Annotated in this window: 15 protein-coding genes and 1 pseudogene; 2 read left to right on the top strand and 14 right to left on the bottom strand. The window is 31.1% G+C overall.

What is annotated here, in order from left to right:
- Positions 1 to 40 precede the first annotated feature (40 nt).
- The 3 genes from Q0838_RS11185 to Q0838_RS11175 all read right to left on the bottom strand — a co-directional run bounded on the left by Q0838_RS11185 (position 41) and on the right by Q0838_RS11175 (position 2,624).
- Positions 41 to 1,735, bottom strand: coding sequence for a hypothetical protein (locus tag Q0838_RS11185; protein WP_298954893.1), 1,695 nt, complete (start codon positions 1,733 to 1,735; stop codon positions 41 to 43).
- A gap of 237 nt (positions 1,736 to 1,972) precedes the next feature.
- Entirely contained in the window at positions 1,973 to 2,329 is a 357-nt protein-coding gene (locus Q0838_RS11180) for a helix-turn-helix domain-containing protein (protein ID WP_298954891.1), read from the bottom strand.
- 1 nt (position 2,330) lies between these two features.
- Positions 2,331 to 2,624, bottom strand: coding sequence for a type II toxin-antitoxin system HigB family toxin (locus Q0838_RS11175; protein WP_298954889.1), 294 nt, complete (start codon positions 2,622 to 2,624; stop codon positions 2,331 to 2,333).
- 123 nt (positions 2,625 to 2,747) lie between these two features.
- Between Q0838_RS11175 and Q0838_RS11170 the strand changes: the two genes are divergently transcribed.
- Entirely contained in the window at positions 2,748 to 3,023 is a 276-nt protein-coding gene (locus tag Q0838_RS11170; protein ID WP_298954887.1) for a group II intron maturase-specific domain-containing protein, read from the top strand.
- A gap of 74 nt (positions 3,024 to 3,097) precedes the next feature.
- On the opposite strand, the gene Q0838_RS11165 is transcribed toward Q0838_RS11170, so the two are convergent.
- Both Q0838_RS11165 and Q0838_RS11160 read right to left on the bottom strand, forming a co-directional pair.
- Entirely contained in the window at positions 3,098 to 3,817 is a 720-nt protein-coding gene (locus Q0838_RS11165) for a DUF2071 domain-containing protein (protein ID WP_298954885.1), read from the bottom strand.
- Positions 3,756 to 4,130: a hypothetical protein gene (locus Q0838_RS11160; protein WP_298954884.1), complete on the bottom strand. Its 375-nt coding sequence runs from the start codon at positions 4,128 to 4,130 to the stop codon at positions 3,756 to 3,758. The genes Q0838_RS11165 and Q0838_RS11160 overlap by 62 nt, the downstream gene beginning before the upstream one ends.
- 348 nt (positions 4,131 to 4,478) lie before the next feature.
- Between Q0838_RS11160 and Q0838_RS11155 the strand changes: the two are divergent.
- Positions 4,479 to 5,491, top strand: a pseudogene (locus Q0838_RS11155) (IS110 family transposase).
- Positions 5,492 to 5,538: 47 nt separating this feature from the next.
- On the opposite strand, the gene Q0838_RS11150 reads toward Q0838_RS11155, so the two are convergent.
- From Q0838_RS11150 to Q0838_RS11110, 9 genes are all read right to left on the bottom strand, one after another.
- The gene (locus Q0838_RS11150; RefSeq protein WP_298954881.1) at positions 5,539 to 5,952 is read right to left on the bottom strand and encodes a PIN domain-containing protein; all 414 of its coding nucleotides are present in this window, start codon (positions 5,950 to 5,952) and stop codon (positions 5,539 to 5,541) included.
- The gene (locus Q0838_RS11145) at positions 5,949 to 6,194 is read right to left on the bottom strand and encodes a DUF6364 family protein (protein WP_298954879.1); all 246 of its coding nucleotides are present in this window, start codon (positions 6,192 to 6,194) and stop codon (positions 5,949 to 5,951) included. Before Q0838_RS11145 ends, Q0838_RS11150 begins: the two co-directional genes overlap by 4 nt.
- Positions 6,195 to 7,229: 1,035 nt before the next feature.
- Positions 7,230 to 8,066, bottom strand: a complete 837-nt coding sequence (gene lgt, locus Q0838_RS11140) for a prolipoprotein diacylglyceryl transferase (RefSeq protein WP_298954877.1) — start codon at positions 8,064 to 8,066, stop codon at positions 7,230 to 7,232.
- Positions 8,067 to 8,418: 352 nt separating this feature from the next.
- Entirely contained in the window at positions 8,419 to 8,727 is a 309-nt protein-coding gene (locus tag Q0838_RS11135; RefSeq protein ID WP_298954875.1) for a DUF6804 family protein, read from the bottom strand.
- On the bottom strand, positions 8,717 to 9,256 hold the full coding sequence (locus tag Q0838_RS11130) for a hypothetical protein (protein ID WP_298954874.1): 540 nt from the start codon (positions 9,254 to 9,256) through the stop codon (positions 8,717 to 8,719). Before Q0838_RS11130 ends, Q0838_RS11135 begins: the two co-directional genes overlap by 11 nt.
- A gap of 1 nt (position 9,257) precedes the next feature.
- The gene (locus Q0838_RS11125) at positions 9,258 to 11,039 is read right to left on the bottom strand and encodes an AAA family ATPase (protein ID WP_298954872.1); all 1,782 of its coding nucleotides are present in this window, start codon (positions 11,037 to 11,039) and stop codon (positions 9,258 to 9,260) included.
- A 5-nt stretch (positions 11,040 to 11,044) separates the two neighbouring features.
- Positions 11,045 to 13,579 (bottom strand): Hsp70 family protein, encoded by a 2,535-nt coding sequence (locus Q0838_RS11120; RefSeq protein WP_298954871.1) that lies wholly within the window; start codon positions 13,577 to 13,579, stop codon positions 11,045 to 11,047.
- A 10-nt stretch (positions 13,580 to 13,589) separates the two neighbouring features.
- Positions 13,590 to 14,525 (bottom strand): hypothetical protein, encoded by a 936-nt coding sequence (locus Q0838_RS11115; RefSeq protein WP_298954870.1) that lies wholly within the window; start codon positions 14,523 to 14,525, stop codon positions 13,590 to 13,592.
- A 2-nt stretch (positions 14,526 to 14,527) separates the two neighbouring features.
- Positions 14,528 to 16,543: a hypothetical protein gene (locus Q0838_RS11110; protein WP_298954869.1), complete on the bottom strand. Its 2,016-nt coding sequence runs from the start codon at positions 16,541 to 16,543 to the stop codon at positions 14,528 to 14,530.
- Between the last annotated feature and the right edge of the window lie 284 nt (positions 16,544 to 16,827).

Raw genomic sequence — 16,827 nt, 5'->3', positions numbered from 1 at the left:
TTCGCTTGTTTTTTACAACAGTTCTTTGTTGTGTGTAGTTTTATTTAACTTTCTCAAAACAATTATTACAAATTTTCTGTTTGATGTATGCTAAATGGTTTGTGTCAATTGTTTTTGAACAAGTAGGACATTTTATTCCTTGGCCAACAGCTAAATTAAACTTATCAAAAAACTCATCTTCTATTGAAAGAGACCTAGCATCTCTAATATTTTCAATAGTTTTTACTTGATTTATCATTTCATTAAAATCAGTGTCTAGTGTGTTTTTTGTAATATCTAGACTTGTGTAACTACCATAATCGATAGAATAAACATCATAATTCTTACTTTGTATATGTCGGTGAGAGATACCTTTTTCTCTCAAGTGTAAAGCTCTTAAGTCTACAAGTTTTTTAATCTGTAAATTGTCTGAAAATCTTTGAGGTAATAAAAAGTGTGTTTTATTTTTTTCTATTACAATTTGATTTACTAAATCTTCAAAAAACCTTTTAGTAAGTGGGTCTTTATCTATTTCCTCCTTTTTATCTGATGAATACCATTCTGTTGTTGCATTTCTTACATTTTTTAATATTATTCGTTGTTTTTTATTTATTCTATTATTGTAAGAAAGTATAAATAAGTTGATGAAATCTCTAGGAATGCCAGCTGATGCAATTAATATTTCAGATAGTGCTTGTGTTGCAAAAAATATGTTGATGAATTTATTCTCATCAATTTCTTCAAAAACTTCTTTATCTATCTGAATTAGGTGATTTCTTAAAAGCTCATTGTAAAAATTTCGTGTTGTGTTTTTATCTTTTTCATATATATATCTATTATCAATATTTATTGGAAAAATATCGCCACCTTCTTCAAGCCCTATTTTTATATTACCATATGTTGTTGACCGAAGTCTTGTTCTGTATGGAATAGCAGCAATTTTAAAAGTATAATTAGATGCAATAAAAGTTCTTTTCAATAACTCAGCTAAATATGGTTGAAGATTTATAGGAATCTCTGACCATTCATCAAGTAAGCATAATATCCTAACTCCATTTATGTGGTATGTTAAATCATCTAATATTTTAGAAATTTCATTGAATGAAATGTATTGTATATTATCTTGAGAATAACTTACTTTTGAGCCATTTTCTTTGTTTATACCTAAACTAGCATTTTCTGTAGATACATTTAAACTTTTCTTAAGATTATTTTGTTCCTCAACTGAAAATTCAAAATCTCCAAGTTTTTTAAATACTTTACCATCAAACTCAATATTTATCTTTTTTAGAATATTTTTCAGTTTTTCAATTCGTTCTAGTTCTAGTTTTGAATAAGTCCCGTATTCATTTGTTCCAAAGATATATTTTGAATGATCAAGTATTTTATTTACTATTTCATTTAGTAATGATTGAAATATAATTATTGAAGTTTCAACGTTCGGATTAGAATTAGCAGTAAATAAAGGCAAAAATTTACGTAAATCTATATAAATAGGGAAACTTGAGATTTCTCCTTTTTCGCTTGCTTTTTTTTGTATTGAATCTTCAAAAGCGTATAATAAATGTGTTTTCCCTGTACCTCTTCGGCCAAAAATGACCTGATTGTTATTGTTATCTAATCGACTTATAATAGATTTATCGGCATAAAGTGATAGGTAATTTTCTAAATCACTTCTTTCTGTTCTTATGTTATTAGAAAGTTTGTTAATACCTTCTTTTATAGGTTCAGAGTTTAAATATTCAATTTCTGTCATTTGGTCTCTTTAATTATGCCTAACGGTCTAGTATATGGCTCGTAGCGTGCAAATTAGAAAATTATTTTCGGATGAAGCACAAGCCATATTTTTAAATTTTACTATTTATCTTTTTTGTTGGAAAATCGTCAAATTTAAAAATTTGGCGACTTTATAAATAAACACAGATCTCTCAGAAAGCCTGAACAGCCCTATGTTTTTTATACATTGTTACCCATAGTGCTTTCCGCGATGTCTTTAATAATCTTGTATCAACACTTCTGTTGGGATATGTAACTTTTCGTTTAGTTTTCTAATCATATCTAAAGTCAGTTTGCGTTTTTTGTTCATTATTTCGCTTACTCGACTTTTAAAACCAATCATTTCGACCAAGTCTTTTTGTTTCAGTCCCATTTGCTCCATTCTAAAATTAATAGCTGAGATTGGGTCTGGCATTCCGATTGGAAAATTATCCGTTTCGTAGTTGTCAATAACTATTGCAAGAATTTCCAGCTCGTCGCCATCCTCAGTATTTTTTTTAGCATCAAAGATTACCTCCAAACGCTTAAGTGCTCGTTTGTAATCTGCCTCGTTTCTAATTGGTTTAATATTCATCTTAAATTTCGTTTGCGTTAATTTTGTCATATTCTGCGTGCGTTCCTATAAAACGTACCCACGCAAGTTGATACTCAAAGTTAAATTTTACAATCAATCGGTAATCATTTCCTTTGATATTAAAAACAATCCGATTCTCTTTTAAAATACTTGCATTTGGGTATTCCGATTTGAGGTCGTTAATAGTTGACCAATTTGATTTTTCAGTTTCGCGATACCACGTCTTCAATTGTAATTCGCAATTACCGTGCTTTTCCCAAAAATCCCGTAATGTTCCTCTCGAAAATATTTTCACTTTAATTTGTTTGACGCAAATATACTAAAAAAAGTTACCAAATTGATAACTTTCGTTTTTTCAGAATTATGGGTAACGGGCAAAGGTATAAGGCGCTTTGTGCTTTGTTCACGCCAGTTATTTGTGGCAGCATTACTATTGCACAAGTATGTACCGTATTTAAGACAAGGCATCATAGCTGACAAAGTACGAGGTTGGATTCATTACTACGGCAAGGTACGAATGAGTGAATTACACTATGTGTTTGGTTTTTTGAACAAACGACTGGCAAAATGGGTACGTAACAAATATCGGCGATTTAGTCATAAACACTGGTTTGCTGCCTACAAATTGTTACAAGAAACTGCAAAGCAGTATCCTACAATGTTTGTACACTGGCAATATGGATTTATGCCATGACTTGTTAAGAAAAGCCGTATGATGGGAGACTATCACGTACGGTTCTGTGAGAGGTTTAGGGGTGAGATTCCCCTTTACCTACTCGACTTTATTTTTGTCAACCCTATCCATTCGTGTTCAATGTCTTTCATTAAAAGTGCATTATCAAATTTTACTGAGCCTTTTGGAAAAATACTCTCATCCTCAAAAAAGCTCGATTTCACATTCTCAACATTTAAAAGGGACACTTTCCAATCATAGGCTTTCAATTCAAGTCCATCATAGCCATTTTTGTTTGGTGAATATCCAATAGAACCATCTTCAAAGAAATCAGACACACATTGAAGGTTCTCAAATACACTTTCATTATTCCAAATTTTAGTCTCTTTTGCTTTAATTGATAGTGAAGTTTTGTCATCACTAATAAACCCAACTTCGTAATTACCATCACTCTCATTTACTTTAAAATCTGCTAAATGATGAATTCCAGGAAATATAGTTCCTCCAGCTAAGGAATTTAGTTTTGAAGAAGTATCTCTTCGTGGAATATAAACCCCTTCTTTTTGTTCTCCATTTTCAGTCCATTCAACAGCGATTCTATGTGCTCCGTTTTCAGAGGAAATACCAACTTGTTTAGGTAAACCTTTAGGTCTTATTTCTTTTAGTCTTATTAGACAAATTCCTGCAATTCCTTTTCCGTTCACTAATTTGGGTTTAAAAGGTCCCGGTAGATAATTAGTCAAAACTTCTTTGTCAATTTGGTAATTGATTAAAATTCTTCGTTCTATTACTCCTTTTATTCTTGGTATTTTCATTGTTGGGAGTTTTTAACTTCAAGCTTTCATAAGTTGGAAAAGAGATTAGGTGACTAAAGTCAACTTTACAAAAATCCAATTCGAAAAGTTTATCATTATTGTCACAAGTCAATTCGATATCAACTAAAACTCCGTCTTTATCAATATATTCTGCTGAGATTATTTGTCTTTTACGTGATTGTGAGTTTTCTATGTCAAATGATATTGAACCTATTTTACCATCATTTAGTTCTTGCACCATTTGAGGAATATCAAATTGACCGTTGGTAAGTCTTTCTAATAATTTAAGTTCTATTGATTTTAGCGGTCTCATTTTTTTATTACACCTAACGTGGTTGTATATGTTTTGTTGCGTGTTTAAGCACTAAAGTTAGCAAATAAAAACCGAATAGAAAATCCGAGAGGACTTTCGCAAGTAGGCAAGAAGCCAGCAATAAATTATATACTTCTTAAGTTTGAAATCACTAAATTAAAGACTTATAAATAGAAAGAACAAAAGAGAGGAATAAGGTTATTATATACGCAGAGACTATGATCTCTTCAATATTGAAAATCCCCTCTCTTTTCTACACAGATTTCGTACAGTTCTATGAGGCTTTTAAGACCTCGATTTTAAGTTGTTGAAACTCGCGTAGGTTGTCCTTTCAAAAAACATTTTGTTATGAATAAAGATATTAAATATTTCGGAATAGACATTAGTCATTTGGTATTTGATGTTACCGATTCCGATGGTAAATACTATCAGTTTAAAAATAGTATTTCGGGCTTTAAAAAGTTCGTAAAATTGTTAGATTTTAATAGTCACTGTGTAATGGAAGCTACGGGATATTATCATTACCAATTAGCTTATTATTTACAAGAAGAAGGTATTAAAGTTTCAGTAGAGAATCCTTTATCTGTATAATAATTATACCCTTGACTTTTACGAGTTCGCTTTCGCGAAAGCGGAATTAAAGAAAGACATCTATCAAAAAAAAAGACAGATAAAAGTTACTCAAAGTTGATTTGTGAATATGCCAAAGATGTAAAATTAAAGCTTTGGCAAGGTAATTCTAAAGATCAAATTCAATGCCTTTAAATGACAAGATTACTATCCGTGCTGACTAAACAAAGCACCATGAATAAAATAAATTACATGCAGTGGCCGTTTTAGGAAATCCATGTAAAGTAGTTGTAAGTTCTATAAAACGGAGTTTAAAACAAGTACAGAAGGAAATAAAATTAATAGAGGATAAGTTGCTAGCCTTAGTAAAACAGGTGCATCATGATGTCCTAACTCGTTTAAAAAGCATTCCAGGAATAGGAGAGAAGACTGCTTTTATGTTAGTTGTTTTAACCGATGGATTTGAGCGTTTTAAAAGTGGAAGTGAGCTATGCAGTTATGCTGGATTAATACCTATTATAAGGCAAAGCGGAACCAGCATAAATGGAAGATCACGAATAAGTAAAATAGGTAACCAGAAGTTAAGAAACCTACTGTTTATGTGCAGTTTTAATGCTTGTAAATACAACAAAGCATGCAAGGCAATTTACGATCGAATAGTAGCCAAAGGAAAGAGTAAAAAACTAGCCTTAATAGCTGTCTGTAATAAGCTCTTAAAACAGGCTTTTGCTATAGCAAAATCAGGATTAATATATGATGACGGATATAGAAGTGTACTGGTTAGAAATTAAGTAAAATTCGGTTGTTTTTTACCACAGTTCTTTGTTAGCCACTGGCATTATTTCCGAGCTAAAAATTCTTTCGCAGTTAAAACAGGAATTTTCGAATTTTTAAAGTCCTTTTTATTTCGCGTGATAATGATTTCTATTTGATTTTCGATAGCAGAATAATATTGCAATCCGTCTTCGAAATCCGGAAAATTATCATCGCTCAAAGCTAATTCCGTAATCTTGTCATCTAAACTTAATAACTCAACGAGTACTTTAAATTTTCTCAATATTTCTCTCGCTTCTTTTGCTGATTTGAGTTTGGAAAGAATATAGTTTGTGTTCGCAAATGTTAAGGATGAAATAGTCAGTTCTAATTCTTTTTTGTCAGCACGAGAAAATAAATCGGCAGCTTCATCATAGAATTTATCTCTTTTTGAAAGTAAATCTATTACAATATTCGTGTCAATTAATAATCTGCTCATTTATATTTCTCAATTAGGTAATCAGTATAAGCGTCTTTTATGTCAAAATCCTCATCAAGATTAATTACTCCACTTAAACTTTCAACGAGAGGTGTGATTTCCGTTGAATTTCTTTTTCGTTTGGTCAGCGTTGTCAAATAAGATTCGATAAGTTTCGACAAGCTAATGTTATTCGATTTGGCATAATCCTTTGCACTTTCGATAATTGATTTGTCTAAACTCAATGTCAATTTTTTGTCCATAAAACTTGTTTTACGTACAAAAATAATAAATTATTACGTAATTTTGATTTAATCACGGATTTTTTTGCTTGTGGCTAACGTTAAATATATGGTAAGTTGGGTAGAAAACAAGCGATTATTTTCGGTTTAGCCACAAGCCAAATTTTTTGTATTTTGTTTTAATTTTTCTCTTTTAATACCAAATCAAAAGATTTGGCGACTTTGCAAATAGACAACAATTTTTCGATTAAACACTAATCGCCCAATTTGCTATATATAGTGTTGTGAAATGTCGTGTGTCCTGCGTTGCTTTGGGATACAATTTAGTAAAATAAATAAGGAGCAACAAAACTGTAATTGAGATGAGAGGCTCATTTTTTTTTAGAAACAACCTTGGCATTAGTTTCAAGTGGAAGTACGGAAAAAAAAAGTGAGGATTGGTCTCTCGGCTGGGATGTTAGGCATATCAGTCAAACCGCCTTATGGGGCTTACTTTTCACGAGTTGGTCTTGAGCGATAAGGTAAAAGGCGCTACCATTTTTGTATAATGAGTAGTTAAGTTAAGCTATGGTAGGAGTAAAGAAGCTGAAAGAGATGAGATTGAACCCTTGTAGAAGTGTCGTAAACAACTTTAGTATTGTCAAAATCGATGGATGGGCGGTCTTGCGAGACAGAACTTGACGGGAGAAACCTATTTACTGGTCAAGTGGCAATCGGCATAAAGAGGGCAGGAGCTTTACTTACAGCTCAATTACGGAACAGGAGAAACTTCTTATGTGGTGTTAAGGGAGAACGGTATAACCCCAAAGGGCAAGCCCAAGAGTACCAATACACAAAAGGAGTGGCGGACTAACTCGTAGTAGCGAAAAGTATCAAAGAGATGTCTTTTGAAAATTAGACGTAGCGAAGGGGTTAGCAAGACCAATAATGATTTGATTCTTACAACTCTACGGAGGATGATTTGGTTAAATCAGCGAAGCATTGATGGATATATACATGCTTCGGTCTTGAAGAGCCGTATGATGGGAGACTATCACGTACGGTTCTGTGAGAGGTTTAGGGGTGAGATTCCCCTTTACCTACTCGACTTTTCCTCACAAGTATTAAAATCAGTCCGATAATAATGAAAGGAATACTCAAGATTTGTCCCATATTAATTAACATTCCGCTCTCAAAATCGACTTGATTTTCTTTAAAAAATTCGATTATAAATCTTGCGGAAAATATTAAAATTAAAGCCACGCCTAAAATCAGTCCGTTTGCTTTTACTTTTTTCTTGTTATAGATTAGCATTAATATTCCAAATATTAAAATATATGAAAATGCCTCGTAAAGTTGAGTTGGATGTCTTGGTATTAAATCATCTCTTTGAAAAATAACTCCCCAATTTCCGTTTGTCGGTTTTCCATAAATTTCAGAATTCATAAAATTCCCAAATCTTATAAACGCAGCTACTATTGGTGAAACAAGTGCAATTCTGTCTAAAACCGATAAAAAATTTGTTTTATACTTTTTACAATAAATTCCGATTGCAATTAAAACTCCAATTGTTCCTCCGTGACTTGCTAACCCTTGAAATCCGATGAATTGATATGTCTCTCCGATTTTTTTAATTGGCAGTAAAATTTCGAGTGGGTTTGCAAAATAATATGAAGGGTCATAAAATAAACAATGTCCGAGTCTTGCTCCCAAAAGTATTCCTACAACAACGTAAATAAATAACTTTTCTAAATTTTCAACCGGTATATTTTCTTTAATGTAAATTCGTTTCGCAACGTAATGTGCTAAAAGAATTCCAGCCATAAAAAACAATCCATAATATTTTAAAGGGAAAGTTTCTGTTATCCAATAAATTACTGGGTCAAGATTCCAATTTATAATTCTATCGTTCATTCGTTATCGTGAGTTTTTTCAGCCTTGTGTACAACGGTCTTGTGTATGAAACGTAGCGTATAAATAAACGCTAACTTTTCGGATTTAGCACGAGCCGAATTTTTTATTTTTATGTTTAATTTTTTTTCTAAATATAACCAAATAAAAAATTTGGCGTACTTTGTAAATATACAAAAACCTCTCGAAAAGCCTATATTAGCTATGTTTTATACACGTTGTTGTGCATAGTGCTTTTGCGTTCAGATTAGTTTTCCGATGTTTGTTATTTAGTTCAGATTGAGCGTCGGCAAAGACATACTCTTTTACAGTTTTGGTGAAGCTTGGATGATGCGACTGTAAATGTGCATGGCTTTTAGCGCTGGCTTTTTGTGTTACTAATTATCAAACTTGCAATAAGTCCTATTCCGACAATTACGTCCACAATATTCCATATTTCTCTTCCGAGTGCTATTTTAAAAAACGGTTGAAAGAGTAGTGCAAGTCCTCCGTAAATAATCATTTCCGTTTTACTTTCCTTTTCACTTGCTGAATATGCTAAAATTCCAAAACCGATTAATGAAGCAAAACGCACTAATTGATAAAATCCATAAGGCATATCTAATAAGCATAATAACAATAATATTGCTAATACAATTTTTATTATTGTACCGCTATTCTTCATTGCTTTCTTTTAAGCTATCAAATGTGTCGCTATCTATTTTACTAGTTAACTCAAATTTATTTGAAGTATGCGTATTAAAAAAATCTTCTTGAAGTCTTGATAAATATGATTTGTTTATAATATCCTGTTCTAAATAGTCTTCAAAATCAGGATGTTTGTCCAATATTGGTTGATTAGATATTTTTAATTTAGAGCGAATAACTTTAAAAAACTTAATTTCACTATACTCAACTTTATCATCTGCTTTAATTGTATCTATTGCGACTTCTACTAATTTTAATTCATCTGCTTGCGTTAGGTTAGAAGATGTAAGTTCAATAAAATAATCTTTTAAAAATTGGTGGCCATCTTTATTGATTGTGATTAGTAAATTATCCATTTCTGTATTAAAATCTATTTCGCCAAAAGTCTTTTTCTCTTTATGTAATTTTTTTATCAATTTCACTTCTCTCTTGTCAATATCTCCATCACAAGCCATACAAGAAAACGCAGTCTTTAATAATAATTTGTCAAAGTTTATTGTTTCCATTTTAGTTGTTTTTAAAACCAATAGTTGGTCTTTGGTTAGTATTATCTGTTAAGCCTTCCATTTTAGCTTTAATAGATTTATAACTATTCAATTCTTTTAAAGAAATTGAAGAACGATTTTGTTTTATTGTTTCAAGTAGAATTCCTTTTGAAATTCTGGATTTTGTTTTTAATGCAGTTCTCGAAGCTTCATCACACAAAAACTTTATATCACTTGAAACATAATTTTCTGTAGATTTTGCTAGACTAGAGTAGTCTAAACCAATTTCCCTTGGTCGTTTTTCTAAATGTAATTTAAACATCAATTCACGAGCTTCAAAATCTGGTGGTGGTAAATAGATTACTTTATCTAAACGACCTGCTCTTAAAATCGCTGGGTCAATAGAATTAGGTCTGTTTGTCGCTCCAATAATAAATACACCATCATCACCACAATTATTCATTTGTGCTAAAAATTCATTTACAGCACTTGTATTCATATGATTTACACTTGAATTATCACGATTTGGAACAACAGCATCCAATTCATCAATAAAAATGATACTTGGTGCGTTTTCACGAGCTTCATCAAAAAGGGTTTTAATATTTTCTTGCGATTGATTTACAAATTTGCTCTGAATATCAGAAGGCTTTATTTGGTAGAAATTAAACCCAATTTCCTCCGCCATTCGTTCTGCAAAAAATGTTTTTCCACAACCTGGTGGACCATAAAGCAACATTCCGTTGGGAATTGTTAAACCATATTCTGCATATTTTTCTTTGTCATTTAAAGCATCAATCACATCTAATTGTATGGTTTCTTTAAGTTCTTGCATTCCTGCAATTGCTTTGAAACCTTGACCTTTTTTTATGTTTTTTAATTTTGGTTTGGTTGATTCGTTAGAATTAGAAACTTGTTTGATTTCTAACTCTCCGTTAATAGCTTGAATAAACTCCTTTACATTTTTAAAACGATTTTCTGCATTTGGTTGTAATGCTTTGCTAATGATTTTTATAGTTTGTTGGTCAATTTTAATATTAGATTCGTCAAACTTTAAAGGTTTATTTCTTTCTTCTAAAACAGCATCTTCTAATTTTATCTTATGGGATTTGTACTTTGAAATTTCAACAAACCAAGGTGGCAAACCAAAAAGTAAATGATAATATAAAGCACCAACTGAAAATATATCACTTTTCACAGAAAACACTTTGTTGAAATTTTCGTTGGCTTGATAAAATGGGTTTAAACCATCTTTTAAAAAGTCCTTGTTCGATTGGCTTAAATATCTAGCGTAACCAAAATCAATAATCTTGGGAACTGTTACTTTACCTGATAAATCAGTCATAATATTTAAGTTCGTAATGTCATTATGAATAACTGGATTATCAAGATTATGTAAATAGTTTAATCCGTTTAAAACGCCTGAAATCACATCTTTTGCTTCATAAGGATTAAATGTTTGCTCACGCTTCATTTTATCAGCCAAAGTTTCTCCACTAATAAAATCGAGAATTACAAAAGCATATTTTTGTTTTTCTAAAAGCAATTCGCCTTTATCACAATACTTGACCAAATTAGGATGTTTAATTTGTTTTAAAATCTCAATTTCTAAAATGTCACCATTCTCATTAAATTGTGTTCTGTCTAATTTAGAATAAGCAAACAGTTTTAATAATTTTGTTATTCCTTCATGGTCTTTTACACGATACGATTCGGCATAACTTCCTTTTTTCAAAAAGAAAGTTACTATGTATTTGTTTTCAATACTTTGTCCTTTTGATAATATGTGATTTGTTTTGCTCATTTATCTTAACCTACTAAAACATTATTGTCTCCACTAGGCACTTCATCTTGTGGTAATAAGCTATATAATGAAATTAATATCTGTCTCAATTCTTCCTTGTCAGGATTTTCAGATATCATACTAATTCCTTTATTTACTAATTGTCTTGCTCTATTAGAATCACTCCAAGTATAGTCTCCAAAATTGTCATTAAAATCTCTTAGCATTCCAATAAACTGATATATTTCGGTTAATTTAAAGAAGAACATATTAATTTCTTCTAATAAGGTAGTACCAAGTTTTACATCCTTGCCCCTTATAACTTCTTCTAATTGGTTACGGAATTGATTAACTACTTCTGTGGTTTTATCATTTCCTAAATCATTGTTGACTTTTTCTAATCTGTAAAATTCTTCTTTGAGTTCCTCTTCTAATTTTGGCCATTCAGTTGTTTCGTTTAATACGTCAATCTCTTTTAATGACTTTCTTAAATCAGTTAAAACTTCTTGTTTGCCATCAATATCATTCTTATTGTTCTCAAACGACTTTTCTATCTGCTTTAATTCAGTTTCAATTTGTTGAAGTTTGGCATTTTCAGAATTTTCATCTTGTTTCAATTCAGCAATACTTCCTTTAGCTTTTCTAATTTCGTTTGCTAACCAATCAGTTTCAATAGATGAAACAGTCCTTTCAACAGTTGCTTCATATGAAAAATCCAAGTAAGGGAAATAAGCCGTTACTGTTATTTTTTCAGACCTATCAATATTTACGGTTAAATCAACATCACTATTTTCAGGTAATAGTGATGGCAAATCTGCACCACTTATTATAATATCTTTAACGTGTTCATTATAGATAGCTCTTGTGCCTTCAGCGTTATGTTCTCCTTCATATACAGGTATTTTGATAAAATCAGAATCCATTCCTGGGCGAATTTGTTTTTGTGTTTTTAACCCATTTAAAGTGCCAACTGCTGGAATAGATTGGTTTTTTTCTAACCCTTTAATGGTTTTGAAACGCACTTTCCCTGTTGTTTTGTCTTTTAATTCTATTCCAACATTATAGGCTAATGTAGCACTTCCAATTTTCGAGCCTTGAATTACGCTAAAATTTGAAGGTTCACTTTCTAAAATATCTCCTTTATCGTTATATAAAACAACATCAAAAATATTTGTTTTGCCTTCGTTCAATTGAATTTCCACAATTTCGCCAATAGTGTTTATTTCAATTTTTCCACTAGACCACGCTTTATCTCCTCTAGTAACTTCTGCAAATACTTTTTCAGGGATTTCGCCTTCTGTTTTGTCTGCTAAAATTTTGATTGGTACAAATTCTTCTGTTTCTACTGTTGAAGATTCGTTTGCTATTTCTAACTGAATTTTAGTTTTATCTCTTGTTTGTTCTCTTACTTCTTCTGAAACGTCAACGGTTGAAGCATACAAAGCAGCACCTTTTGAAACTACTGTCATTGGGTCTGCACTTGTATCTGGTTTGCATATTTGTGCTTCCAACATTTTTCGTAATACAGGTGAAAAAGTTGGTCCACCAACAAGAATTAACGAGTCTAAAGACGAGCCTTTTAAATTATTTCTTTCTAAAAGATTTTTGCTAACGTCAATTGCTTTTTGAAAAACTGGTGAAAGTGCATTTGATATGTCAGTTTGTGTAACAGTAATATCTAATTCAAGTTCTTCTCCTTCATCATCTTCCGCGGGAATTTCTCCTAAATCGGAAAGTATATTGTGTTCATCTTTAAATGATAATTGAATTTTTGTAGTTTCTGCAAATCCTTTCATTGCATTACGTAAAATTTGCTTTTTTGAATCATCTGCTAAAATGCTATCAATCACAAAATTCTCTTGCAAGTATGGTAATATGATCTCATCAACAATTGCAAAATCTAAATTTTTACCACCTAAATAATTGTCTCCTTCTGTATCAATTACTTTCATTATTCCTTCTTCAACCTTTAAAAGTGCTGAATCAAAAGTTCCTCCACCAAAATCAAAAACAAGCCAAAAACCATCTTTTTTATCTTTAGAACTCTCAAACAAACCATAAGCCATTGATGCTGCAACAGGTTCTTGCAATAATTCAATATGGTCAAAACCTGCTAATTTTGCAGCTTCTCTAGTTGCTTCTTTTTGATTGTTTTTAAAAGCTGCTGGTACTGTAATAACTATAGAATTTACATTTTCATCTTTTACGAAAGATTTTAATGTCTTTAAAACTTCAGCAGATAATTCTTCAGAAGTTAAATCTTTACCAAGGTTTGAACTTGTATAAGTTTTATCGCTGCCCATTGTTCTTTTAAACTCGATATATGAATTGGAATCAGAATCATTCCAGGTTTTCATAGCTCTTAATTTATCTCGTTTTAAAACATTGTAGGCACTATCTCCAACTTGTATTGCTTTCTTTTTGTTTATGTAAACAGAGGAAGGCATTGTGTCTTTCAATGTGTCCGTTTTTTTAATGGTTGCTTCTCCATTTTCCATTCTTGAAATTGCAGAATTTGTAGTTCCTAAATCAATTCCATAATCAATTTTTGTTCTTGCCATTTGATATTTTTTACTCGCCTACACTAACTTCAATTTGAGCTGCTTGTATCATCTCTCCTTTAAAGTTTACTTGTGGTTTTATAATTCGTGATATAATTTGTTTTCCTGTTTCTAAATCTTCGCTAGGTGTGAAATTTGCAGTTACTTTCATTCCTTCATTGTATTCTTTTCCAAGCATATCTACTAATTCATAGCCATTTGAAGTAAAGTTGTCTTGAATCCGTTTTACAGATGAATTTAACTGTTTCAAACCTTTTGTTTTATCATCCATTCTACTCAAATTCTTTTGAATCCTTATTACTTCATCTGCTACTTTTAGTGCTAAAGAATGGTCTGCTTTTTCATTTGATGTTGTTGGTTGTACTTTAGTTTCTTCTTGTTTTAATTTCAATTGTGTTTCCAAAACGTCTACCAATTTGTTGTCTAATTTCACGCTTTCTTCTTCTAAAGCGGTTTTGGTATTCTTTATTTGAGTTTCAACATCTGTTTTACTCGATTGAATACGTTTGCCTAATAACCAATAAACCAAACCACCTAATAAAAGTGTTGCCAAAGTTGCAATTATCCAATACAAACGGCTCTTACCTAAACTACTGTCTAATTCTGATATTTTAGAATTTGCGTTTTCATCTGCTTTTTGAATTTTTGTGTTTAGTTGCTTGTTTATAAAAGATAATTCTTGCTTGCTTTTGCTAATTAGAGTGTTTAAACTATCCACAACTTTTACTTGATTGTCAATAATTGTTTGGTTCAAATCTTCTTTAACAATGCGATATGTTCTGTATTCTTTATTCAATTCGGAATAAAGTTTTTGAATATCTGATTGCTGTTGGTTTATTTGAGTTTGTAAATTTTTAATTGTCTCAATTAATTCAGTATTTGGTTGCTCTTGAGCAAAAAGATTGGCTGCTCCTAAAAAAGCAATTATTAGTAGTGTTTTTCTCATTGTTAGTATTTTGCTGCTGAAAGCTCCATTTTTAATTTATAAATCTTTTCTTCTTGAGATTTGATATTTCTTCTCTTTTCTTCTTTTGATTTTTCTGTGAGCTGATCAATTATTTTTTGTTGGGATTGAATTTGTTCCTCCTTTTTAGAACTACCTCTAAACAGTTTGAACTTTTGGATATCGCTCATTTCATTGCGAGCAAATCTAATTTCATTTTCGACGAAATTAGTCTGATTTATTTGTCTTAATTCCTTTTCAGCACTTGATATTTCCTTTTGTAATCTTTCAGAAGGTGCTAATTCAACAACATATTTTTTGCTATGAATCAAATATTCATCCACATATACTTCGATACGGTGTTCTCCTATCGCATACGTACATTCATCAGAATTTCCCCAACCTGGTAACTCAATTGTTTTTAAATCATTATTTATTTCTTTTGTCGTTGATTGAGAGTATCCAATTGGTGAAATTTTTGTGTTTCGTTTGAGGCTACCATCAGGATTTATATACTTAAGGTAAAAGTTTACAGAAGTAGGACTTTCAACTTTTATATAGAGGTTTAATCCAATATACCTCACAAATTTAGTGTACAATGGATTGTTGTCTGTATTTGTAATCTCGGATGATAAAATCTCAAAAGATAATTTTGGTGGTATATTTTTGTATTTAGAAACTATGTTAGTTATGGTTGAGTTACTTGAAGAATGTTCTTTTAACCACTTTGTCAATTCAATAAATTCTGCTTTAAGTTCATAATTAGAACTGTCTTTAATCTTCTCTAAACTATTGTCATCCAAAATTGCATCTAGCAAATTATTTACCTCTTTCCAATTTATTGAATTTTTAATATTTTCCTCTACAGCAAATTGATTTATAGATTTCATTCCTAATCTTATTTCAACATCTGTTTCCTCTAACTCTTTAACCTGTGCTCTTATGGCTGTTTCATTTGTTTCATAAGCATCTTTTACTGATTGTAATAATTCAACTGTCTGCGATAGACTTTTGTCTTTCATTTCTTCGAGTGAAGCAAGACTATCTTTTGCTCGGTCTTTAGTTAATTTCCCAACGGCTATTCTATCGGCTATTTTTGTAAGTTTCTGTGCAGACTCAAGGTAATTATCACCAGAATCATTTTCTTGACTTTCATTGAAATAATCGATACCACATTGCATTATTTCATTTGCAAGCTTGTCAGCAATTGTTTTATATTTCAAGTCAGTTGTTCCAAGTAAAGATTGTAGAAGTACTAAATCACTTTTACATTTTGTAGCTAAATTCAATCCGAATTGATAGGCTTTACTTTTATTCTTGTTTCTTTTGTTTTTTGTGCTTTCAATTTGACTTTCAATATTGTATATTGGTTCTTCTGTAAACTTTTTTGAAAGATATTTCTGTGTTGAACCATTGCAATTACTGAACAATTGTAAAGTTTCAGAACTGGAATATTGGTTTTTGAATTGCGTCAGCAATTCATCAAGCAATATTTCTATTTGTTTTTTGTTGTCAATCGTAAAGGTTTCATCTGCAACAGAATGAACAAAGTTCTTAAAGTATTCTGATTCTATCAGTTTTATTTTAGCTTCAATACCTTCTTTGATTTCTTCTTTGTTTTGACTTAATAATCTGAAAGTTCCCAAATTATTAAAAGCTGAAAAGTTCTTAGAATTTACATCCTTGTTTTGGGTTACTTTATCCCAGATTTCAATTGCCTTTTGTTTGTCCCCGTTTTTTAGATAGTCAAGTGCTGTATTGTCAAAAGGATTTGCATTTAAGAACCAAAATAAAGCATAATTCACTTTATCTTGATTTTGTTCAACATTTGAGAAAGCTTTGTTGATTAAATCTTCGGTTCGAGTAATCTCTGAAAGAATATGGAAGTCGTAGTCAGATTTTATTTCTTTTCCCACTTTTGCAAACGCTCTGATTTTCCCTCTTTGTCTTTCAAATTCTTTTGCAGTTGCATTTGAGAGAATACCCGCAATTCGGTAAGGGTTCTTTTGGATTAACTCCATATTTTTTCGGTTGGTTTTAAGTCTTTCAAAATACGTTTTTTTTTAATTCAGATTATGGTTTTCCTCATTTCGGTTAAGCGTTGGCAAAAAACAGCTCTTTTGGTTTTTTAAGCGTTGGCTTATGTGTTGGCAAAAAACCAAATGTGCTGTTTGTGCGGCTGGCTTTTATAGTTCAAATATTCAATTTAGCACGATTTTCGCATTATGCACAACGGTAAGGCTATGATTCGTTTTACTCATCAATCCTTACCTTAAAATCTTAATTGATGGCTCTAAAGATATTA

The organism is uncultured Nonlabens sp. (assembly GCF_947495285.1).
GTDB lineage: Bacteria > Bacteroidota > Bacteroidia > Flavobacteriales > Flavobacteriaceae > Nonlabens.
The sequence above is the reverse complement of the archived record's forward strand: the minus strand, read 5'-3'. Positions and strand labels throughout refer to the sequence as shown.